Here is a 21,043-nt window from a genome sequence, read left to right as displayed (position 1 = left end):
GGCGGATTCAAGGGGTCGTCGCAACACCGATTGAACTAGACAAGTTCTAGCAGACGCTCGGCTGGAGTTTTCCAGCCGAGCGTTTTGCGTGGGCGGCGGTTGAGTTTCTGGGCGACGTGTTCGAGGTCCTCGGGCCCGTAGACGGTCAGGTCCGTGCTCTTGGGGAAGTACTGCCGCAGCAGTCCGTTGGTGTTCTCGTTCGACCCGCGCTGCCAGGGCGATGCGGGATCACAGAAGTAGACCGGGACACCGGTCGCGATCCGAAACGCTTTGTGGCCGGCCATCTCCGCGCCCTGGTCCCAGGTCAACGACCCGCGCAGGTGCTCCGGCAGGGTGCCGATCAGGCCCACGAGAACATCACGGACGGTCTCGGCGGTGTGGTCCCCGCCGGGGAGGTGCCCGAGCATCACGTAACGGGTGGTGCGTTCGACGAGCGTGACGATCGCGGATTTGTTCAGTTCCCCGGTGATCAGGTCCCCTTCCCAGTGCCCGGGGACGGCGCGGTCCTCGACCTCCGCGGGGCGGTCGCTGATCATCACCATCGGATCGACGAACCGGCTGGTGCGGTGCTCCGGCGACCGGTGCGGTTTGCGGCGGGTCCGCCCGGTGCGCAAAGCATCGGTGATTTCGCGTTTCAGGCCGCCGCGCGCTTGGACGTAGATGGCTTGGTAGATCGTCTCCGTGCTCACTCGCATGCCCTCATCGTCAGGATGGTCCTCGCGGATCCGGTTGCGGATCTGCTCCGGAGACCATTGTTCTCGCAGACCGGCCGCGACGTAGTCCCTCAGCCGACCAGGCTGGACCAGAAGCCCCGGCTTCGGCCGCGCCCGCGCCGCGGCGGCTGCCCGGTGCGCACCGTGCGGCAGATACCGACCATCGGTCGTGTGCGCATCGAGCTCACGTTTGATCGTGGACGCCGGTCGGTCCAGCTCCCGCCCGATCGCGCGCAACGACAGACCAGCCCGGTGCAGATCCGCGATCTTCTCCCGCTCGATCAGGGACAACAACCTGGACCCGATCTGTTCCGGAACCAGGGGTGGTGGACTTTCCATGGTCTCCATCGTGACCCGCCCGGTCGCGTAATCCACCCGCCGCCCGTCCGGGTAGAACCGCGAGTTCCGCGACTTGCGAACCCCATGGTCCCAGTCCTCGGCTGTCCGCTCATGGATGCCGACCCTGGCAGCAGCGTCCCGTCGCGACATGCCCTCCGCCCGCAATCGCGCGAACTCGTCACGACGTGGATCCGGGCGGGCGGGGTACTTCCCTCCAGAGCGGAACCCACCCTTCCTCGCCCAGCCGAACGCCGTGTTGCGGTTGATGCCCAACTCCCGCGCTGCCAGCGAGACACTGCCCACCGAACTCAACAACGCGAAGAACTCAGCCCGACGCTGATCCTGCTCCTCTGAAAACGACACGGTGGTCGCAACCTCCCGAAACTCGGGGTGTTGCGACCACCGTTAGAACCCGCTCGGGGCATCCGGGCCTTCGAGGCGTCAGTGGGCGCTCAGCGCACGACCACCGCGAGCACGTCGCGAGCCGACAGCACGAGGAACTCGTCGCCGCCGAACTTCACCTCGGTGCCGCCGTACTTGCTGTAGAGCACGCGGTCGCCGACGTTCACGTCGAGCGGGACGCGGTTGCCGTTGTCGTCGATGCGGCCGGGGCCCACGGCCACGACCTCGCCCTCCTGGGGCTTCTCCTTCGCAGTGTCGGGGATGACCAGGCCACTCGCGGTGGTCTGCTCGGCCTCGACCTGCTTGATGACGATGCGGTCCTCGAGCGGCTGGATGGAAACCGACACGGTCTACCTCTTTCTTGACGGTTCAAGACTGGTTAGCACCCTCAGCCCGAGAGTGCTAACGACAGTCTAGGCACAACGCTGGCACTCATGCAATGCGAGTGCCAGCCGGGCGACACTGCGGCCGGGTTGCGAAGACGTCAACCGAGGCGTTGCGGTATCGCGTCGGGGTGGGCCGCACGGATCTCGCGGATCCGCGCATCGTAGGTCGCGCGGTTGAGCGACGGGGCGCATGCAGGCCGGATCACGAAACCGGTCTTCGGATCCACCAGGTCGACCCCGGTGCGATCGTCGATGATCGCACCCGATCTCGTCCGCGCCACTGCCGTGCGGTAACCCGCGCGATACTCCGCGGCCTGCCGCACCTGCCCGATGATCGAGCAGCCGAGAGTGAGCAGCATCCAGGCGGGCAGAAGACACCAGAGTACGAGCCCGATGACCGGCCCGCCGGGAAGCCGACGCAGGATGAGAGCGGTCAGCATGACGACCATCATGAGCGGTGCCGCGGCGACGAGCATTCCCCACGCCAGCCGAAACCACTGGAACGACGTCCGTCCGGGAAGGAGGCGTCGGGAGACGTCGGGCCGCCATGGCTCGACGGCGGACGAGGCGGCAACCGATGAAGCCGCTCGCGGGGCGCCGGCGCCGCGCTCGCGCACCCACCCGTCGAAGCGATCGGCTCGGCGCAGCGCATTCCGGATCTCCAGGGGCGACGCGTCGCTCACCGTGGGACGGAGCGCGGCCAGGGCGGCACCCTCCATGCGGAACCTCATGCTGCGCGCCAGCGCGCCGCAGACGATCGCACCGAGGAGCGTGAACGCGCCGAGGAACACCGGCAGAAGGACCACAGTGAAGTCGTGCCCCACGCGGCGGACATCGGCGATGACTCCGACCAGCGCCGCGTACGTCGCGAACGTCACAAGAATCAGCGACCAGGCCCAGATCCGCAGTCGCGCCCGCGCACGCCGCATCTTCGCCGCCTCCGGGCCGATCCGCCGCACCCACACGTCCTCGACCGCCGTGGTCGTGCTCACCGACTCCTCCGTCCGTCTCGAGTCAGGTACTCCGGAGTCGCGTCCGGGTGAGATGAACGGATCTCGCGGATCCGGCCGAAATAATCATGCTGATCGAGGGGCGGATCTCCGGCACGGCGCAACAGACGACCCGTCTTCGCGTCAACCAGATCGACATCGGTTCGGAAGTCGTTCACCCCGCGGTACCCGCCGTCGGGCATGTTCGTGGAATAGCCGTGCGCGTACTCCGCACCCAGCTTCCGGCCCCCGAGGATCGCGATCACGCTGGCTGCAACCAGGAAGAACCCAGCGATGGAAATCACGATCACGACCCCGATCCAGACATGGTGGAAGGCCGCGACGGCGAGCGGCGCGGCACCGATGGTGATCGTGGCTCCGAATCCGATCCCGAAGATGGCCGCGAGACGGAACCATTCCCGCGCGGTTCTCCCGGGGAGTATCGGACGGATCCCATCGGGGGTCCATCCTTCCGTGACGAGCACGGCGGGGTGCGGCCGATCGCCCCGCTCGCGCACCCCGACGTCGAGCGTCGCACCACCGGAAAGCCGGCCCGTCGGTTCACTGTCGGCGACGTGCGGATCCCGGGCGTTCGCAAAGCTCATCGCGGCGCCGCGCATCGCGAAGAGCTGCTGTCTCGCCTTCAACGCACAGAACAGCGCAGCGGACAGCACGAAGAAGCCGAGCGTCAGCGCGACCGCAAGGACGCTCTGCGCGCTCTGCGTCATCCCGCGTGCGGCAGCGAAGGCGATGCCCGCGACAGTGATCGCCGCGCCTACCGGTACCAGACACCAGGCCCAGATCCGCAGTCGCGCCCGCGCACGCCGCATCTTCGCCGCCTCCGGGCCGATCCGCCGCACCCACTCGTCCTCGGCCGCCGTGGTCGTGCTCACGTGCCCTCCGTCCGCGTCGGGCCGTGCCGCGACGTCGATAGCCTGGACCGTGTGGATATGAGCGAACTGCGAGTGCTGCTGACGCCGGAGGCGCTGCGGATGCTCGACGACCTCGGGCCCATCGAGTCCACCGACGCGGCCGCCCGCGCGGTCATGCGGCTGCGCGCCGAGGGGCACTCCCCCGAGTTCGTCTCGGCGGTGGTCGGCCAAGCACGGCTGCGCACCAAGGCGACGGCGAAGTTCGGCCAGTTCGGCGGACGCATGCTGTTCACCAGGGCAGGCCTCGAGCAGGCCACGCGCCTGAGCGTCGCCGCCCGCCACGCCGGCCGCATGCGCGCGGCGGGGATCACGCACGTGTCCGATCTCGGCTGCGGGATCGGCGGCGACGCGCTCGCGTTCGCCGGAGCGGGGATCCGCGTGACCGCGGTGGACGCCGATGAGGTCACCGCCGCACTGGCGGCGTACAACCTCGCGCCGTTCGGATCCGACGCCGAGGTGCGGCACGGGCTCGCCGAGGATCACGCACCGGACCCTTCGACCGGCTCAGGGTCCGGAAGGCCGACCGAGGGCGTGTGGCTGGACCCCGCCCGGCGCACCTCCGGGCACACCGAGACGCGTCGCGTCTCGGCCGGCGACTACTCGCCCTCGCTCGCGTGGGCCTTCGCTCTCGCGGAGCGGATCCCGACCGGCATCAAGCTCGGCCCCGCGCACGACCGCGACGCGATCCCGGCCGACGTCGAGGCGCAGTGGGTCAGCGCGGACGGCGACGTCGTCGAGCTCGTGCTGTGGTCCGGGGCGCTGGCCCGGGAGAACGTGCGGCGGGCGGCGCTGGTGATCCGCGGCGACCGCGCGCACGAGCTGACCGCTCCTGCGGACGCGGAGGATGCGGACGTCCGCCCGCTCGGCGCGTACCTGCACGAGCCGGACGGCGCGGTGATCCGCGCCCGTCTGATCGGCGACCTCGCCCGGAGCATCGACGCCGGCATGCTCGATCCGCACATCGCCTACCTGACCTCGGACGCCCCGGCCGGGAGCCCGTTCGCGGCCTCGTTCCGCGTCCGCGAGGTGCTGCCGATGAGCCCGAAGGCGATCGGAGCCGCCCTGAAGAAGGCCGGCATCGGACGCCTGGAGATCAAGAAGCGCGGCGTCGACGTGGACCCCGCCGCGTTCCGGAAGAAGCTCGTACTGCGCGGATCCGCCGAGGCGACGCTGATCCTGGTGCGCGTCGGCGACAAGCGGCACGCGATCCTCGCCGATCGGGTGTGACGCCGGGGCGGATCAGCGGGACGGGAACAGTCCCCCGTCGCCTACGTCCGCGTTCTCGACGATGACGAGGTATTCCGCCGCGTACAGCGGTGTCCGCAGCTCGATGCGAGCCGAGGGACGCGTGTCGGTGGCGGGCAGCCCGATCGTGAGCGACGGGTCCTCGACGGTGTCCGACGGACTGCTGACGGTGAAGGAATTCGCTGCGCAGGCCTTGTGCAGCTCCGGCGCCTCGACGATGAGGCAGCGCGAAGACCCGTTGTCCGCGTAACCGCGCCAGATCACGAGCTCCCGCCAGCGTCCGGCGATCGACAGGGTCTCGATGTGCTGTTCCCTCGCGATCCGCGCCGATGCGGCGAGCTCTTCGTCGGTCATCCCCTGATTCACCTCCTGCGGGGTCGCCTCCCACCGCATGATGAATCCGCCGACGAGGCCGTTGCCGGAGGAGAAGATCGTCCCGCCGTAGGCGACACGACGCCCTGGCTCGGCGGATTCGGCCGGCAGATCCAGATGAGCCTGAAGCGCGTACGGGTTCTGCCGCCACTGCTCGCGAGCCTGGCACTCCTTCTGCTGCGGGAGGCCGGGGGCGTCCAGGATGGCGCAGCGATACCCGCCATGCGACAACGTCGCCGTCCACAGCAGCACGGAGTCGGAACGGTCCAGCAGCTCGACGCTGCCCGGGTCGTAGTCCTGACCCTTCGCGATCGCGTCGCGGCGTTCGGCCTCCCCCGACCGCAGCCCGAGGCCGATGTCGGGCGGACGCGGGATGGCGACGCCGACGGCGACGCCGCAGAGGAGCAGCAGCGCGACTGCGCCGATGAGGTAGCGCGGGCGCCTCCAGCGGCCGGTGGCGAGCCAGGAGGAGAGGCGGAGACCGGCGAACGGGCCGTGAGGATGGCGCGGGGCCCCTTCGACAGGCTCAGGGACCGGGGAGGGGTGCTCAGGGACCGGGGAGGGGTGCTCAGGGACCGGGGAGGGGTGCTCTGGGACCGAGGCCGGGGCGGGGACCGGCGGTTCGGCGTCAGGGAGCGGCACCCGGCGCAGGTCTGTGAGCCGGGCCGCCTCGGCGGCGGTCAGCCCTGGCCCGTCCCTGCCGTAAGCGCGGCGCTCCAGCTCGCGCCGCTCCTGCTCCTCGCCCGTCATGGGCCGAGGCTACCGAACCGGAGGCTAGCCGAGCCAGCCGAATCGATAGGCGGCCCAGACCAGCCAGCCCGCGCTGTAGAGGATGGCGACGGATCCGAGCACGAGCGCCCAGATGCACATCTCCCGGTTCTCCTGCGGCCGGCGCAGCGACATGATGGCGGCGATCACCGAGATGATCGCGACGGGGATGCCCCACCCGACGAAGAGCGAGGCGAACAGCGCGACGATCGCGGACAGCAGGGCCCAGGGCGCGAGGCGAGGTTCGACGACGGGGATCGCGTCGGTCCCGACGGTCGGCTCCCACGCGGTGTCCTGGACCACGGAGCCCTCGTTGTCCAGCTGCGGCCCGCTCTCCACGCGCACCGGGGTCGGCCCGGTCGGCAGCCGGTGGTAGCGGTCAGGATCCGTCTCGTGGGTGGCCATCATCCGACCTCGGCGGCGGCCTCCGCCGCGGCGTGCTCCGCGACCTGGATCTCGGTCACCGGCAGGGTGGAGTCGGCGCCGAACGCGAGGGTCGACGGGCGCCGGCCCGACGCGATCAGCTCGGCGGCGAGCGCGGCGATCATCGCGCCGTTGTCGGTGCACAGCGACAGCGGCGGGATCCGCACCGTCACCCCGGCGGCGGAGGCGCGCTCGAGGGCGACCTCGCGCAGCCGGCGGTTCGCGATCACGCCGCCGCCGAGCAGCAGCCGCGGCACCCCGCGATCGGCGCAGGCTGCCAGCGCCTTGGTGACCAGCACGTCGACCACGGCCTCGCGGAAGCTCGCCGCCACATCGGCCACGGGGATCTCGCGTCCCTCCGCCTGCTCGCGCTCGATCCAGCGCGCGACGGCGGTCTTCAGCCCCGAGAAGGAGAAGTCGTAGCGGTGCTTCTCCTGGTCGGAGGCCCGGGAGAGCCCGCGCGGGAAGCGGATCGCGGTCGGATCTCCGCTCGCGGCGGCGCGGTCGATCTCCGGGCCACCCGGGTAGGGCAGGCCGAGGATCCGGGCCACCTTGTCGAACGCCTCTCCCGCCGCGTCGTCGACGGTCTCGCCGAGCAGCTCGACGTCCGTGGTGAGGTCGCGCACGTGCAGCAGCGAGGTGTGCCCGCCCGAGACGAGCAGGGCGATCGTCGGGTACTCGAGCGGCGCGGAGTCGGGCGTGAGGATGTCGGCGGCGATGTGCCCGACCAGGTGGTTCACCGCGTAGAGCGGCTTGCCGAGCGAGACGGCGAGGCCCTTCGCGGCGCCCACGCCGACCATGAGCGCGCCGGCGAGGCCGGGTCCGCTGGTCACCGCGACCGCGTCGAGGTCATCGAGGCGGACGCCGGCCTCGGCGAGCGCCTGCTCGATCGACGGCTGCAGCTCCTCGAGGTGCGCACGGGCGGCGACCTCGGGCACGACGCCGCCGTAGCGGGCGTGCTCGGCCATGCTCGAGGCGATCGTGTTGGACAGCAGGGTGCGTCCGCGGACGATGCCGATACCGGTCTCGTCGCAGCTCGTCTCGATCCCGAGCACGAGAGGCTCGCCCGGCAGGACGGATCCGGCGGGATCGCCCTGCACTCCTGCCCTCGTCCGGTGTTGTGGCGAAGCCGGTCCNGGCTTCGCGCGGCCGCGCAGGTCGAGCTTCATCACGATGGCGTCGACGTCGTCCGGCTGGTAGTAGCCCGGGCGGCGGCCGATCTCGACGAACCCCTCCGAGGCGTACAGGCCCTCGGCGATCGGGTTGTCCGCACGGACCTCGAGGAACACATCCGCCGCGCCGCGCTCCTCGGCCTCGGCGAGCAGCACGTGCAGCAGCGCTCTGCCGCGCCCGGATCCGCGATAGCCGGCGTCGAGGGCGATGGTCTGGATGTCGGCGTCCGTGGAGCCCCGCAGCGCCCGCACGCCGCCGTAGCCGACGATGCGCTCGCGCTCGCCTTCCGGCTCGACGTCGACCACGTAGCGGCTGTGCGGGCCGGACAGCTCGGCTGCCATCATCTCGGCGCTCCACGCGTCGGTCGGGAATGACCGGCGCTCGATGTCCATGATCCCGTCGAGGTCGGCGGCGGTGGCGTCGCGGATCACGATCCCACCCGCTTCACGGCGGCGGAAGGACGGGCGTCCGGGGCGCGCAGATAGATCGGCTCGGATCCGGTGAGGGTGCGGCCGGCGGCGAGGGCGCGCCGGGCGACTCGGGCCAGCGCTGTAGCGGAGACAGCGGTCACGTCGATGCGGCGCAGGGCGCCGAGGCGGGCGTCGACCTCGTCGCGCGGCACGAGCACGGTGTCCACCACCGCATGCGGGATGCCGTCGACGTCGATGCCCTCGTACACGGTCACCGCGGTCTCACGACGGCGGGCGTCGGTGAGGATCGCGAACGGCTCCGACAGGCACTCCTCCTCGATGACGGCGAGCGCCGCCGCGTGGTGGCTGGGCACCGGGACGACGGGGATCCCCCGGCCCAGCGCGAACGTGCGCGCAGCCGCGATCCCGATCCGCAGGCCGGTGAACGGCCCGGGCCCCATGCCCGCTGCGACGTGCGCGACCGGATCCTGCTCGGCGGCCTCGGCCGCCTCGGCGAGCACCCGCTCCAGGAGCGTGCCGATGATCTCGGCATGACCGAGCGGCTCCCCGCTCGCGGCCTCGGCGACGGTGCGCCCGTCGCGGGCGATCAGCCCGACGGCCGTGCCCAGGGAGGTGTCGACGCCCAGAATCACCCTTCCAGGTTAGCCGCCGGGCGTGCGGACGCGCGCTCCCACCGGTCGCCGCCGCGGTCGCGTGCGGTCTTCGCTGCGTCGGCGGCGGCCTCCGTCAGCAGTTCGAGATCGTAGTCCGCGGCGACCGCGCCCGCCCAGCCCACGCTCGCGGAGACGCGCATCGAGGCGTGCCTTCCGTCGTCCTCGATCGTGGACACGCGCTCCAGCAGCCCGCGCAGCTGCTGCTGCACCGCCTCATCTCCGCCCGGGATCAGGGCGAGGGCCCTGGCGTCGGAGATCCGGACCAGATCGGCCGCCGCGGGCAGCGCGTCGCGGACGTGCCGATGAAACGCGTCGACGATGCTCGCGAACACCGCGTGCCCCGACGCCTCCAGCAGATCGGCCGGGTCGTCGAGGCGGATGTCGAGCAGCGACCAGCCCGCCTCCCGCCGCTCGGCGGCCCTCGCCAGCCGCGCACGCAGTCCCTCCCGCGCGACCTGATCGGCTCTCGACCTCCGCTGTCCGCGGGCGGGGGTCCCGCCGCGCGCCAGCATCACGATCGTCATCGCGGCGCAGACGCTGGTGAGCTGGATCCCCACCCCGTTGATGTCCCGGAGCATGCTGAGCTCGTCGCCCGGGGCGGAGCCGACGCCTGCCGCCGCCGCGACGAGGGCGAACAGCGCGACGACGATGAAGGCCGACGACACCAGCACCAGCGGAAGCACCACGTCCCGCGAGCGGAGCCTGAGCCGCAGCAGATCCCACGCCACGAGCCCCGCGAACACGGCCCCGGCGGAGAACACGATGCGGAACACCGCCGGATACGCGTCCGTGTTCGCCGCCAGCACGAGGGCCGTGGGCGCGATGAGGACGAACAGCGCCGCGGGCGGCCAGAACGGCCGCTTGCCCGCGTGGTAGCGCAGGCCGACCCAGAGCAGCGGCTCGAAGCACACGATCAGCCCCGAGGACAGCGCGCGCAACTCGGGACTGTCGAACTGGACCGCCGCCACCCACATGTAGGTGGCGATCATCGCGAGCCCGAACCCGGCGGACCAGGTCACCGTCGCCCTGCTCGGGCGCGGCAGCAGCGCGAGCCCGAACACGAACGCGGTCGACAGCGTGACCAGGGCCACCAGGGTGGCCTCGGGGTTCACCGTGATGCCGGCAGGCCCGGCGAGATGCATCATGCGGCTGAGCTCCTTTCCGCGCGGCGGGGAAGCCGCACGCACATGCGGGTGCCCGCACCCGGTTCGCTGCTCACGTCGATGGTGCCGCCGTGCGCGGTCACGATGTCGCGCACCACGACCATGCCGAGCCCGGTGCCGGACACCCCGCTGCTGGTCGCGCGCTCCGAGCGGAAGTAGGGCTGGAACAGGCGCTCCAGGTCGGCGGCGGTCATGCCGGTCCCGGTGTCCTCGATCGTGAGCTCGGCGAGGCCCTCGCCGGTCCGGCTGAGCCGGATCCAGATGGATCCGCCGGCCCCGGTGTACTTCACGGCGTTGCTGAGCAGGTTGTCGATGGCCTGGCGCAGCCGGAACGCGTCGCCGGAGATGAGCAGGGATTCCGCCCCTGCCACCTGCACCTGCAACCGGTTCGCCGTGGCGGTCGGCAGGAAGGACGACACCGACGCGTCCACCAGGGTGCGCAGGTCGACCGGCTCCGACAGCACGCGGGCGCGGGGACGGGAGGCGTCCAGCGCGGTCGTCACCAGCCCCTGCATGCGCTCGCCGGCGCTGGCGACGATGCGCAGTTGGTCCGCTGCACGCGGCGGCAGATCGGGGCGCTCGAGCAGCAGGTCGACGTGTCCGACGATCGCGGTGAGCGGGTTGCGCAGCTCGTGGTTCAGGATCGCGGACATCAGGCGGCGCTCCTCGGCCAGCTCCAGCACCTCGGTGACGTCTTCGATCACCACCAGGACGGCGCGGTCCTCGTCGAGGTCGCTCGCGATCGGCTGAGTGCCCACCTCGAGCGCCCGCCAGCTCCCGTGCGCATCGAACAGCCAGGCCCGCTCCCCCGCGATCGTCTCACCGCGCGCCGCACGCGCCAGCACGGTCCGGTCGACGGGGACCGGCTCGCCCTCGCGATCGTCGTACTCCACGGCCGGAGCCGGGAGCGCGCCGTCTGTCCCGCCCACGCCGTACAGCCGGCGGTAGGCGTCGTTCATCTTGAGGATCCTGCCGTCCGCCCCCACGGCGACCAGCGCGATGTCGAGCGCGTCGATGATCTGGGTGACCCGGCGCTCGTGCGTCTGCGCGCGCCGCGCCGCCTGATCGATCTGCTCCGAGCGGCGTCGCAGCAGCCGGCGCGCGGCCCGCGCCCGGCGCATCCCGAGGTGGATCGTGGTGCCGAGGAATCCGAGGGCGAGGGCCGTGATCAGCATGCGCAGCACGACGTCGGAGAGCACGCCGCTCTGATTGCCGACCGTGAGCAGGCTCGCCGCACTGAGCGCGATCCCGCCCACGACCGCGATCATCGAGTAGTAGCTCGCGATCCAGGCGATCGGGATCACCCACAGGAAGCTGAGGCGGATGTCGGGAGCCTGGGTGGTCAGACCGATCGCGAGGATGTCGATCACCGGCACCACCAGCACACCGGCGACCGGGATCCGGTCCCACGGCAGCAGCAGGACCACGATCGTGGTCAGCATCGCGAGCAGCAGCCCAGCCCCGAACAGGGGAGCCGCGAAGATGATCGGCTTCAGCGCGACCACGAGCACGGCGACCGCGACCACGGTGCCGATGAAGATGAGCTGCCAACGCCAGATGGACGTCCTGCGGGACACCGCGCACCTCCCTCGCTCAACTCTTCCGCAAGGTTATCCAAAGAGCGGCTGAAGGCCCTCGCCCCGGGTTCCGCCGCCGCCTAGCATCGGGAAGGGAAGGCGACCACCTCACCCGGATGCCCGTCCCACCCCCCGGGGCGCGATTCCGGACGGGGTGCCGCCTTCCTCCTGCAGAGCGCCGGACCCGTTGCGGCCGCCGAGCGGGAGGGCCGGCCCGCTCGCGTGCCGACGCCGCGACGAGGACCCTGCCCCGCGCGGATGTCGGCTCTGGGATCCAGCGGACCTCCGGTGCAGGTTCGGGCCTGCGCCGGACACGAGAAGAAACGGGCTCGCGGGCCAGGAGAAGAGCGTGTCAGGCGGGGACCGACGACGCGCCACCGCTGTGCGGGGTGAGGCGATAGCCCACCCCGCGCACGGTCTCGATGTAGCGCGGCTCGGACGTGCTGTCGCCGATCTTGCGTCGCAGGTTCGCCATGTGCGCCTCGATCGCGCGTTTGTCCGGTTCGCCGACCTGGTACGACGTCCCGAACCCGTCGCCGCGCAGCACGAGCGTGAGATCCGCCTTGCTGCGGACCCGGCGCTTCGACTCGAGCAGCGTCGCCAGCAGCGCGAACTCGGTGGGCGTCAGCTCGACCTCCTGCTGCGCCACCAGCACGGTGTGCGTGGCGGGATCCAGCGCGATGTCGCGGTGCCGGCGCCACTGCCCCGCCGCGCCCGTGTCGTCGTCTCCGGCGCCCGAGCGCGGCACAGCCGTCGACGGGTTCCGGGCCGCCACCGGGGCGGGACCGGCGTCGGGGCGGGAGCGTGCCTCCGCCTCCTGGCGAGCCGGCGGCTGAGCCCTCGGACGCCGCAGCACCGCCTCGATGCGGGCCCGGAGCTCGCGTGGCCGGAACGGCTTGACCAGGTACTCGTCCGCGCCGGAGGTGAGCCCGAGCACCACGTCCGACTCCTCGCCGAGCGCGGAGAGCATGATGATGAACGTCGTGCTCATCCGGCGGATCCGCCGCGCCACCTCGAAGCCGTCGATCCCGGGCAGGTTCACGTCGAGTGTCGTGATGATCGGGTCGTGCTCCGCGACGGCGGCGATCCCGTCAGGGCCGGACCCGGTCGGGATCGTGCGGAATCCGGCGGCGGCGAACACCTCGACGAGCAGGGAGCGGACGTCCGGATCGTCCTCGATGATGACGGCGATGTGCGTCGTTGCGTCGTCTTCGGTCATGTATGTCTCTTCATTCGTGCGCGGCGGCGCACGGACGGCCCCCCTGACGGGCATCCTATCGACAAGGCGAGATCGGGTGCGGGGGTCTGTGGATCAGCGACCGGCGCGCGTCACGGTCAGGACCCGCGGGGCGTCCGCGTCGAGCTCCTCGTCGGGGGCGTCCGCGTCGCCCGCGGCGCCGACCGGGCGCTCCAGCTCGATGTCCCACCACGAGTCCGCGAGTTCCTCCGCCATGCCCCGGCCCCACTCGACCACGACGACCGATCCGCGGACGTCGACGTCCAGGTCCTCGAGCTCGGCGGCGGATCCGAGCCGGTACGCGTCCACATGCACGAGCGGCGCACCGCCGACCAGAGACGGGTGGGTGCGGGCGATCACGAACGTCGGGCTCTGCACGGGCCCGCGCACGCCCAGGCCCTCGGCCAGGCCCCGCGTGAAGGTGGTCTTGCCCGCGCCGAGCGGGCCGGTGAGGATCAGCAGGTCGCCCGCGACGAGGTCGGCCCCGATGGCGCGGCCGAGCGCCTCCATGTCGTCGGCGGTGCGCACCTCGTGGCGTCCGACGAGGTCGTCGAGCGCGGTCACGACACGCTCCGGCGCGGCACCCTCGGCCCGATCCTGGTCACGATCTCGTAGTTGATCGTGCCGGCCGCACGGGCCCAGTCGGTGGCGGACGGCACGCCGAGCGCGGGATCCCCGAACAGCACGACCTCGTCCCCCACCGCGACGGACGCGTCGCCGACGTCCACGACGAACTGGTCCATCGCGATCCTCCCGGCGACGGCGAAACGGCGACCGCCGATCTGCACGGGCCCGCGCCCTGAGGCCTGCCGCGGCACTCCGTCCGCGTAGCCGAGCGGGACGAGCGCGAGCGTCGTCTCCGCCGCCGTGCGGTGGTCGTACCCGTAGGACACGCCGGTCCCGGCGGGAACGCGGCGCACGGCCGCGACCGCGCCGCGCAGGGTCATCGCGGGCCGCAGGCCCAGATCGCCCGAGCTGCGGTCGTCGAACGGGCTCAGACCGTACAGCCCGATCCCGATGCGCACCGCGTCGAGCCGCGTCTCCGGGAGGTCGATCGCGGCGGCGGTCGCGGCGAGATGACGGAGCTCCGGCCGGATCCGGAACGACTCGGCCAGCGCGCACGCGGTGTCGAACGCGGCGAGCGCGGCCCTGTCGTCTTCTGGAGAGGCGTTGGAGAGATGGCTGAACAGGCCGACGACGCGGATCCGGCCGATGCGCTCCAGCCGCGCCGCCTCCGCGAGCACCTTCTCGGCATCCGCCGGCGCGATCCCGTTGCGGCTCAGCCCGGTCTCGAACTTGAGGTGCACCGCGACCGGGTGGCGACCGGATCCGGCCGCCGCTGCCGCCTCGAGCTGCGCGAACGACGAGATCCCGAGCTCGATCCCGGCCTCGGCCGCGTCGTCGAAGCGACGGCCCGGCGCGTGCAGCCAGGCCAGGATCCGCGCGGTCACACCCTGCCGCCGCAGTTCGACGGCCTCCTCGATCGAGACCACGCCGAGCCGCGATGCGCCGCCGGCGAGCGCGGCGACCGCGGCGTCCGCCGCGCCGTGGCCGTAGGCGTTCGCCTTCACGATGCCGATGACGTCGACGCCGGTGAGCCGGCGCAGGTGGCGGGTGTTGTCGCTGATCGCGTCCAGGTCGATCGTCGCTTCCCGCAGCGGAGCGGTCATGCCGAGCCCTCCCCCGTGGATCCGGGTCCGTGATCCGATCTGGACCCCGATCCGGATCCCGGCTCGGCGATGCCTTCAGCCCCCGGCGGATCCTGTCGAGACCCCCCTGCAGCATCCGCGCCCCCGCTGAGGTGCGCACCGGCGAGGGGGCCTCGATGCGCAGAGGGGGCGCCGACGGATCCGGATCCCGGCTCGCGTGCCTCGGCGACCACGTGCGCGGCGGCGAGGCCGGCATCGTGCGTGAGCGAGAGATGCAGGGTGGTGATCCCGCGGGCGGCGACGACGGCGGCCGTGCTGCCGGACAGCACGAAGTACGGGCGTCCTGACGGCTCGGAGGCGATCTCGATCTCGGTCCAGTGCACGTCGTCGGATCCGCCGAGCGCCTTGATCAGCGCCTCCTTCGCGGCGTACCGGGCGGCCAGCGATGCGAGCCGCAGGGTCTGCTCCGACGGTGCGAACAGCCGCTGCATCAAGCGCGGCGTGCGCGCCACCGTGCGCTCGAACCGGGGGATGTCCACGAGGTCGATGCCGGTGCCGATGATCACCGATTCAGCCTACCCGGCAGGATCCGCGCGCCCGGATCCGGCCGCGGTCCGCCCGGGCGAGCGTGGACCGGTCAGCGACCGTCGGGCTCGGACCGTTCTCAGGATGAATTCTCGCGAAGCGCGGAATTCGCGCACCGCAGAGCGACCGAAGTCCGATCCGTCCTGAGAACGGGACGCGCCCCGGCCCCGCTCACTCCACCGTGACGGACTTGGCCAGGTTGCGGGGCTGGTCGACGTCGAGGCCCTTCGCGGTGGCGAGCGCCATCGCGAAGATCTGCAGCGGCACGACCGCGAGGAGCGGCTCGAACAGCGCCCCGGCGAGCGGGATCCGGATGACCTCGTCGGCGAACGGCAGCACGGCCGCGTCACCCTCCTCGGCGATCACGATCACGCGGGCGCCGCGAGCCCGGATCTCCTGGATGTTCGAGACGACCTTGGCGTGCAGCAGCGCGGAGTGCCGCGGCGACGGTACGAGCACGAACACGGGCTGGCCCGGCTCGATGAGCGCGATCGGTCCGTGCTTGAGCTCGCCCGCGGCGAAGCCCTCGGCGTGGATGTAGGAGATCTCCTTGAGCTTGAGCGCGCCCTCGAGCGCGATCGGGTACCCGACGTGGCGGCCGAGGAACAGCACCGAGCGGGTGTCGGCCATCCAGCCGGCCAGCTGCGTGACGTGCGCCTGCTCGTCCGCGAGGACCTCGGCGATCTTCGCCGGGAGCGCCTCGAGCTCGGCGACGGCGGCAGCCGACTCGTCCGCGGCGAGGGTCTCGCGCACACGACCGGCGTGCAGGCCGAGCAGCAGCAGCGCGGTGATCTGCGCGACGAACGCCTTGGTCGACGCGACGGCGACCTCGGGCCCGGCGTGCGTGTAGACGACCGCGTCGGACTCGCGCGGAATCGTGGCGCCCTGGGTGTTGCAGATGGACAGGGTCCGCGCTCCGCGCTCCCGGGCGTACTTGACCGCCATGAGCGTGTCCATGGTCTCGCCGGACTGACTGATCGAGACGATCAGAGTGCGCGCGCCGATCACCGGATCGCGATAGCGGAACTCGTGCGCGAGCTCGACGTCGACGGGCACGCGCGCCCACTGCTCGAGGGCGTACTTGCCGACCATGGCGGCGTAGGCCGCGGTGCCGCAGGCGGTGATGATGACGCGGTCGATGTCGCGGAACAGGTCGTCCAGCCCGTCCAGCTCGGGGATCGCGACGGCGTCGCCCTGCACCCGGCCGCGGATCGTGTTCGCAACGGCGTCGGGCTCCTCCGCGACCTCCTTGGCCATGAAGCTCGGCCAGCCGCCCTTCTCGGCACTGGCGGCGTCCCAGGAGACCTCGAACGGCTCGGACTCGACGGGGTTGCCGGCGAAGTCGGTGACCGCAACGGCGCCGGGGGTGATCGAGACGATCTCGTCCTGACCGATCGCGAGCGCACGGCGGGTGTGCTCCACGAACGCGGCGACGTCGGAACCGAGGAAGTTCTCGCCCTCGCCGAGGCCGATCACGAGCGGAGAGTTGCGGCGCGCGGCCACCACGAGGCCCGGCTGCTCCTGGTGCACGGCGAGCAGCGTGAACGCGCCCTCGAGGCGGTTCACGACGGCGCGGAACGCCTCCTGCAGGTCGCCGGTGCGGCGGTACTCGCGGCCGAGCAGCGCTGCGGCGACCTCGGTGTCGGTCTCGCTGCGGAAGGTCACGCCCTCGGCCAGCAGCTCGTCGCGCAGCGGCGCGAAGTTCTCGATGATGCCGTTGTGGATCAGCGCGAGCCGGTCGTCGTCGGCGAGGTGCGGGTGCGCGTTCGCGTCGGTGGGGCCGCCGTGCGTCGCCCACCGGGTGTGCCCGATGCCGGTGGTCCCGTCGGGCAGCGCCGCGTCGGCGAGGGAGTCGCGCAGGATCTGCAGCTTGCCGGCCTTCTTGCGCATGCCGAGGGAACCGGCGTCGTCGATCACGGCGATGCCGGCCGAGTCGTAACCGCGGTACTCCAGACGGGCGAGACCCGCGAGCAGGATGTCCTGGCTGGGGCGCGGCCCCACGTATCCGACGATTCCACACATGGGGTCAAGGGTACGGGCGCTCTTTTGCACGGAGGCTGAACGAATCGGGCCGGGCCTACGCGGGAAGCTCAGCGTGCGGGCGGCCGCCCGTGCAGGCTCTCGTAGACGTCGTCCACGAACTCGGCGATCTCCTCTGCCCCCATCACGGGGCCGCCCGCCAGCAGACCGTCGGCGCCGAGCAGCACGGCCGTGGGCGTGAACCAGACGTCCGCGAGGGAGAGACCGAAGTACTTGTGCGGATCGTGCAGGGTCTGCGGCTCGTCCGTCGACGTGAGGGCGCTGTGCTCGGGGTCCGCCTGCAGCAGGAACCGCACCGACACCTCGGGTAGCAGCGCGCGGTACGCGTCCAGGCTCTCGATCACCGGGGTGCAGGATCCGCAGCCCTCCGAGACCGAGAGCAGCAGGATCGGCTGCCGCGCCGCCAGATCGCGCAGGGTCACCGTCGTGCCGTCCGCGAGCTGCACGGGGACGGCGGGGGTGCGCAGACGCAGATAGTCCTCGATGCCCTCACCGTCCCCGCCCTCCCCCGGCTCACGCCTCGGCTCGGCGGCCGGGGCCTCGGATCCGGGATCCCCGATCAGCCAGAACGTGACCACGGCGGCCGCCGGCAGCACGATCCACGGCCACTGCAGCAGCGCGGCACGGATCACACCGCCCCAGAGCGGCGCCGATCCGATGGTCAGCAGCGACGCGAGCGCGACGAGCAGCAGCCAGGCGTTGCGCAGCAGCGTGCGCGTCGTGATCGGGCGGCGCGCGCCGAAGCAGGCGCAGGACGCGTCCGGAGTGCGTCCCTTCGCCCGCCACACCAGCACGAGGTAGGCCGCGAACAGCAGCACGGCGACCACGGCCGCGGCGATCCCCAGTGCTCCCCCGAGGAGCATCAGCGCCGCGGCGAGCAGCAGCTCGGCGTACGGGTGCAGCCGGATCAGCCAGGACTGGCGGAGCCCGGCCGGGATCCCCAGCGCCTCCCATCCGGCAGCGTCATCGGGCGCACGCAGCTTGGCCGCGCCGCTCGCGATCAGCACGGCCGCCACGATCAGCGTCGGCCCGACCGTCCACGCGACGGTCATGACTCGGTCCCCATGGGGTCAGTATCCCAGGTGGGCGGGGCCGGAGGCCCAGGCGTGCGTCAGAGCTTGCGCAGCAGCACCGACTCCACCGCGTGCGAGGCGCCCTTGTTGAGCACCAGGGTCGCCCGGTGCCGGGTGGGATTCACGTTCTCGATGAGGTTCGGCAGGTTGATCTCGTTCCAGTACCCCATGGCCGTCGCGACCGCCTCGTCGTCCGTGAGGTGCGCGAACACGTTGAAGTACGATGACGGGTTCGTGAACGCGCCCTGACGAAGCGCCAGGAACCGGTCCACGTACCACTGCGCGATGTGCTCGAGGTCGGCGTCCACGTAGATCGAGAAGTCGAACAGGTCGCTCACCGCGACGTCGTTGGGCGCCGGCGGCGGCTGCAGCACGTTCAGCCCCTCGACGATGACGACGTCGGGACGGCGCACGACGACGTGCGCGTCGGGGACGATGTCGTACCGGATGTGCGAGTAGAACGGCGCCCGCACCTCGTCGGCGCCGCTCTTCACCTTCGTGAGGAACTCGATGAGCGCGCGACGGTCGTACGACTCAGGGAAGCCCTTGCGATCCATGATCCCGCGCCGTTCGAGCTCGGCGTTCGGAAGGAGGAACCCGTCGGTCGTGACCAGCTCCACCCGCGGCGTGCCGGGCCAGCGGCTCATCAGCTCGCGCAGCAGGCGGGCGATCGTCGACTTGCCGACGGCGACGGATCCGGCCACGCCCACGACGAAGGGCGTGGTGTCGTCCGCCTCGCCGAGGAACTGGCTCGTCGCCGCGCCGAGCCGCTTCGTCGACGTCGCGTACAGGCTGAGCAGCCGGCTCAGCGGCAGGTACACCTCGCGCACCTCGGCCAGATCGAGGCGGTCCCCGAGCCCGCGGATCTCGACCACCTCAGTCTCGCTGAGCGGCTGATCCAGGTCGGCGGCGAGACGCGCCCAGTCCGCTCGGTCGATGCGCCGGTACGGGGACAGCGGCGCCAGGGGGTCGGGGCTCACGGGGTCCATCGTATCGGCGGGGTTCCCGCTGCCCCTCTCTGCGCCTGCCCGGATTGTTCTCGGGCGTCGTCTCGCGCTTCCCCCACACGCGAGATCAGTTCAGGACAGCGATGGATCAGCGCACGACGCCTCCCTGTCCGGGACCCCCGAGACGCGCCAGTGTGAGCCGGGTAACCGCCGGATCGCTGAGGCCTCCCCCGCCGGAGCGATCATCCCGCAGATGCCCCTCTGCGAAGGGAGACGGCCCGTTCCAGACACCGGAGAAACGCCATGGAAGACAGCACGCAGACCCCGGCCCGCGCACTCAGCCGCCGTACCCTCGTGAAGGGTGCTGCCTGGTCGGTCCCGGTGATCGCCGTCGCGGCCGCCACCCCGCTCGCCGCAGCCTCAACCGGCAACGCGAGTGTCGCGTTCGCGCCTGCCGGCCAGCTTCTCGACCTGCGCCTGTACGACGGCACCGCAGTGATCGCAAGCGTGCTCGAGGTCGGCCCGAACGTCATGAACATCATCAACGACGCGGGACCGCTGTCTGGCCCGTTTGACGTTGACGTCATCACGACCTATGCGAGCGGCATCAACTTCCCGTTGACCGATGCGGGGCATGGTGTCGGCGTAGCCACTCTCGGTGGTCTGTCCGCACTCACCTGGACAGAGAACGCTGGCGGTTCTGCTGGTTTCGGACCCAACCCGTGGGGCGTGACGTCGACGTTCCAGATTTCCGGCCCCGTGAATGGCAACACGACACTCCCGTCGAACATCGGCTACAAATACACCCAGAACGGCACCTGGGTTGATGCTCTCGGCGTGGTAGCCAGCTTCAGCGTCACTGCCACGGTCAAGCAGGGCGTTACGACCATCGGTACCGCACAGGGGACGGTCAGCGTCTTCCTGAACGCCCATGTTCTCTGAGTCTCACCCACTGCATCTGGGATCGCCTGCGCCCGATAGTCTCTCCCCGTGCGCCTCGGAGTCCTCGACATCGGATCCAACACCGTCCACCTGCTCGCCGCCGACGTGCATCCCGGCGGCCGGCCGCTGGCGACCACGAGCGACCGGTCGGTCCTGCGGCTGATGCGCTTCCTCACGCCCTCCGGCGCGATCTCCGAAGAGGGCGTGCAGGCCCTCGAGGCGGCCGTGGTGCAGGCCCGCCGGGTGGCGGCGGAGGAACGCGTCGACGCCCTGCTCGCAACGGCCACGAGCGCCGTGCGCGAGGCGGCGAACGGCGCCGAGGTCATCGCCCGGGTCGAGCGCGCACTCGGGCAGCCGCTGCAGGTGCTGGACGGCGAGACCGAGGCGCGGCTGACCTTCCTCGCCGTGCGCCGCTGGTTCGGCTGGGCGGCGGGGCAGATCCTGCTGTTCGACATCGGCGGCGGATCCCTCGAGCTCGCGGCCGGATCCGAGGAGCTGCCGGCGCTCGCCGCCTCCGTGCCGCTCGGCGCCGGACGGCTCACCGTGCAGTTCCTTCCGGAGGACCCGCCGGGCGAGGCCGCTGTCGAGCGCCTGCGCGCGCACGCGGCGGAGACCATCGCCCCGGTCGCGGCGCAGTTCTCCGCGCTTCCCCGCCCCGACCACGTGGTCGGCTCGTCCAAGGCGATCCGTTCGCTGGCGCGGCTGGTCGGCTCTCCCGCGCCGGGCCCTTCGACGGGCTCAGGGACCGGGGGATCCGAGCGGATGCTGCTGCCCAGGGCGGCTCTCGGCTCGTGGATCCCGCGGCTCGCGCGCCTGCCCGCGTCCGCGCGGCAGGAGCTGCCGGGGATCACCCCCGACCGCACGTTCCAGATCGTCGCGGCCGCGGTCGCCCTGCACACCGCGATGACCGCGATGCGCGTGGACGAGCTCGAGGTGTCGCCGTGGGCGCTCCGCGAGGGCGTGCTCCTGCGGTACATCGAGGACCGCGCGCACGAGGCCTGAAT

At 71.6% G+C, this 21,043-nt stretch carries 19 protein-coding genes and 2 pseudogenes; 3 read left to right on the top strand and 18 right to left on the bottom strand.

What is annotated here, in order from left to right:
• Nucleotides 1-35: 35 nt before the first annotated feature.
• From ACTJJZ_RS12520 to ACTJJZ_RS12505, 4 genes are all read right to left on the bottom strand, one after another.
• Entirely contained in the window at nucleotides 36-1,202 is a 1,167-nt protein-coding gene (locus ACTJJZ_RS12520) for an IS30 family transposase (RefSeq protein WP_440721084.1), read from the bottom strand.
• 302 nt (nucleotides 1,203-1,504) lie between these two features.
• Nucleotides 1,505-1,801: a co-chaperone GroES gene (gene groES / locus ACTJJZ_RS12515; protein ID WP_440721514.1), complete on the bottom strand. Its 297-nt coding sequence runs from the start codon at nucleotides 1,799-1,801 to the stop codon at nucleotides 1,505-1,507.
• Between the two features lie 137 nt (nucleotides 1,802-1,938).
• On the bottom strand, nucleotides 1,939-2,832 hold the full coding sequence (locus tag ACTJJZ_RS12510; protein WP_440721513.1) for a hypothetical protein: 894 nt from the start codon (nucleotides 2,830-2,832) through the stop codon (nucleotides 1,939-1,941).
• Nucleotides 2,829-3,689: a hypothetical protein gene (locus ACTJJZ_RS12505; protein WP_440721512.1), complete on the bottom strand. Its 861-nt coding sequence runs from the start codon at nucleotides 3,687-3,689 to the stop codon at nucleotides 2,829-2,831. The genes ACTJJZ_RS12510 and ACTJJZ_RS12505 overlap by 4 nt, the downstream gene beginning before the upstream one ends.
• Before the next feature lie 84 nt (nucleotides 3,690-3,773).
• Between ACTJJZ_RS12505 and ACTJJZ_RS12500 the strand changes: the two genes are divergently transcribed.
• The gene (locus ACTJJZ_RS12500) at nucleotides 3,774-4,988 is read left to right on the top strand and encodes a THUMP-like domain-containing protein (RefSeq protein ID WP_440721511.1); all 1,215 of its coding nucleotides are present in this window, start codon (nucleotides 3,774-3,776) and stop codon (nucleotides 4,986-4,988) included.
• Nucleotides 4,989-5,000: 12 nt separating this feature from the next.
• Here ACTJJZ_RS12500 and ACTJJZ_RS12495 read toward each other — a convergent pair whose 3' ends face one another.
• The 14 genes and pseudogenes from ACTJJZ_RS12495 to coaA all read right to left on the bottom strand — a co-directional run bounded on the left by ACTJJZ_RS12495 (nucleotide 5,001) and on the right by coaA (nucleotide 19,139).
• Nucleotides 5,001-6,128 carry a hypothetical protein gene (locus ACTJJZ_RS12495; protein ID WP_440721510.1) on the bottom strand — a complete coding sequence of 376 codons (1,128 nt, stop codon included), beginning with the start codon at nucleotides 6,126-6,128 and terminating at the stop codon, nucleotides 5,001-5,003.
• Nucleotides 6,129-6,152: 24 nt separating this feature from the next.
• Nucleotides 6,153-6,551, bottom strand: a complete 399-nt coding sequence (locus ACTJJZ_RS12490; protein ID WP_440721509.1) for a hypothetical protein — start codon at nucleotides 6,549-6,551, stop codon at nucleotides 6,153-6,155.
• Nucleotides 6,551-7,642 carry a tRNA (adenosine(37)-N6)-threonylcarbamoyltransferase complex transferase subunit TsaD gene (gene tsaD / locus ACTJJZ_RS12485; RefSeq protein ID WP_440721517.1) on the bottom strand — a complete coding sequence of 364 codons (1,092 nt, stop codon included), beginning with the start codon at nucleotides 7,640-7,642 and terminating at the stop codon, nucleotides 6,551-6,553. The genes ACTJJZ_RS12490 and tsaD overlap by 1 nt, the downstream gene beginning before the upstream one ends.
• 105 nt (nucleotides 7,643-7,747) lie before the next feature.
• Nucleotides 7,748-8,173, bottom strand: a pseudogene (gene rimI, locus ACTJJZ_RS12480) (ribosomal protein S18-alanine N-acetyltransferase); the annotation flags it as partial.
• Nucleotides 8,170-8,805, bottom strand: coding sequence for a tRNA (adenosine(37)-N6)-threonylcarbamoyltransferase complex dimerization subunit type 1 TsaB (gene tsaB, locus ACTJJZ_RS12475; protein WP_440721508.1), 636 nt, complete (start codon nucleotides 8,803-8,805; stop codon nucleotides 8,170-8,172). The gene tsaB and the pseudogene rimI, both read right to left, overlap by 4 nt.
• Nucleotides 8,802-9,971: a hypothetical protein gene (locus tag ACTJJZ_RS12470; protein ID WP_440721507.1), complete on the bottom strand. Its 1,170-nt coding sequence runs from the start codon at nucleotides 9,969-9,971 to the stop codon at nucleotides 8,802-8,804. Before ACTJJZ_RS12470 ends, tsaB begins: the two co-directional genes overlap by 4 nt.
• Nucleotides 9,968-11,566: an ATP-binding protein gene (locus ACTJJZ_RS12465; RefSeq protein ID WP_440721506.1), complete on the bottom strand. Its 1,599-nt coding sequence runs from the start codon at nucleotides 11,564-11,566 to the stop codon at nucleotides 9,968-9,970. The genes ACTJJZ_RS12470 and ACTJJZ_RS12465 overlap by 4 nt, the downstream gene beginning before the upstream one ends.
• 352 nt (nucleotides 11,567-11,918) lie before the next feature.
• Nucleotides 11,919-12,785, bottom strand: coding sequence for a response regulator transcription factor (locus tag ACTJJZ_RS12460; RefSeq protein ID WP_440721505.1), 867 nt, complete (start codon nucleotides 12,783-12,785; stop codon nucleotides 11,919-11,921).
• 93 nt (nucleotides 12,786-12,878) lie between these two features.
• Nucleotides 12,879-13,367: a tRNA (adenosine(37)-N6)-threonylcarbamoyltransferase complex ATPase subunit type 1 TsaE gene (tsaE, locus tag ACTJJZ_RS12455; protein WP_440721504.1), complete on the bottom strand. Its 489-nt coding sequence runs from the start codon at nucleotides 13,365-13,367 to the stop codon at nucleotides 12,879-12,881.
• Complete coding sequence (gene alr, locus ACTJJZ_RS12450) at nucleotides 13,364-14,473, bottom strand: alanine racemase (protein WP_440721503.1); 1,110 nt, start codon at nucleotides 14,471-14,473, stop codon at nucleotides 13,364-13,366. The genes tsaE and alr overlap by 4 nt, the downstream gene beginning before the upstream one ends.
• 197 nt (nucleotides 14,474-14,670) lie before the next feature.
• Nucleotides 14,671-15,018: pseudogene (locus tag ACTJJZ_RS12445) on the bottom strand (holo-ACP synthase); the annotation flags it as partial.
• Between the two features lie 190 nt (nucleotides 15,019-15,208).
• Nucleotides 15,209-17,059, bottom strand: coding sequence for a glutamine--fructose-6-phosphate transaminase (isomerizing) (gene glmS / locus ACTJJZ_RS12440; RefSeq protein WP_440721502.1), 1,851 nt, complete (start codon nucleotides 17,057-17,059; stop codon nucleotides 15,209-15,211).
• A 68-nt stretch (nucleotides 17,060-17,127) separates the two neighbouring features.
• Nucleotides 17,128-18,129 carry a MauE/DoxX family redox-associated membrane protein gene (locus ACTJJZ_RS12435; RefSeq protein WP_440721501.1) on the bottom strand — a complete coding sequence of 334 codons (1,002 nt, stop codon included), beginning with the start codon at nucleotides 18,127-18,129 and terminating at the stop codon, nucleotides 17,128-17,130.
• A gap of 59 nt (nucleotides 18,130-18,188) precedes the next feature.
• Nucleotides 18,189-19,139, bottom strand: a complete 951-nt coding sequence (coaA, locus tag ACTJJZ_RS12430; RefSeq protein ID WP_440721500.1) for a type I pantothenate kinase — start codon at nucleotides 19,137-19,139, stop codon at nucleotides 18,189-18,191.
• Nucleotides 19,140-19,400: 261 nt separating this feature from the next.
• Between coaA and ACTJJZ_RS12425 the strand changes: the two genes are divergently transcribed.
• The gene (locus ACTJJZ_RS12425) at nucleotides 19,401-20,039 is read left to right on the top strand and encodes a hypothetical protein (protein WP_440721499.1); all 639 of its coding nucleotides are present in this window, start codon (nucleotides 19,401-19,403) and stop codon (nucleotides 20,037-20,039) included.
• 48 nt (nucleotides 20,040-20,087) lie between these two features.
• Nucleotides 20,088-21,041 (top strand): Ppx/GppA phosphatase family protein, encoded by a 954-nt coding sequence (locus ACTJJZ_RS12420; protein WP_440721498.1) that lies wholly within the window; start codon nucleotides 20,088-20,090, stop codon nucleotides 21,039-21,041.
• Nucleotides 21,042-21,043 lie beyond the last annotated feature (2 nt).

The sequence above is a fragment of the Microbacterium sp. 22242 genome (genome assembly GCF_052045495.1).
Taxonomy (GTDB): Bacteria; Actinomycetota; Actinomycetes; order Actinomycetales; family Microbacteriaceae; genus Microbacterium.
The sequence above is the reverse complement of the archived record's forward strand: the minus strand, read 5'-3'. Positions and strand labels throughout refer to the sequence as shown.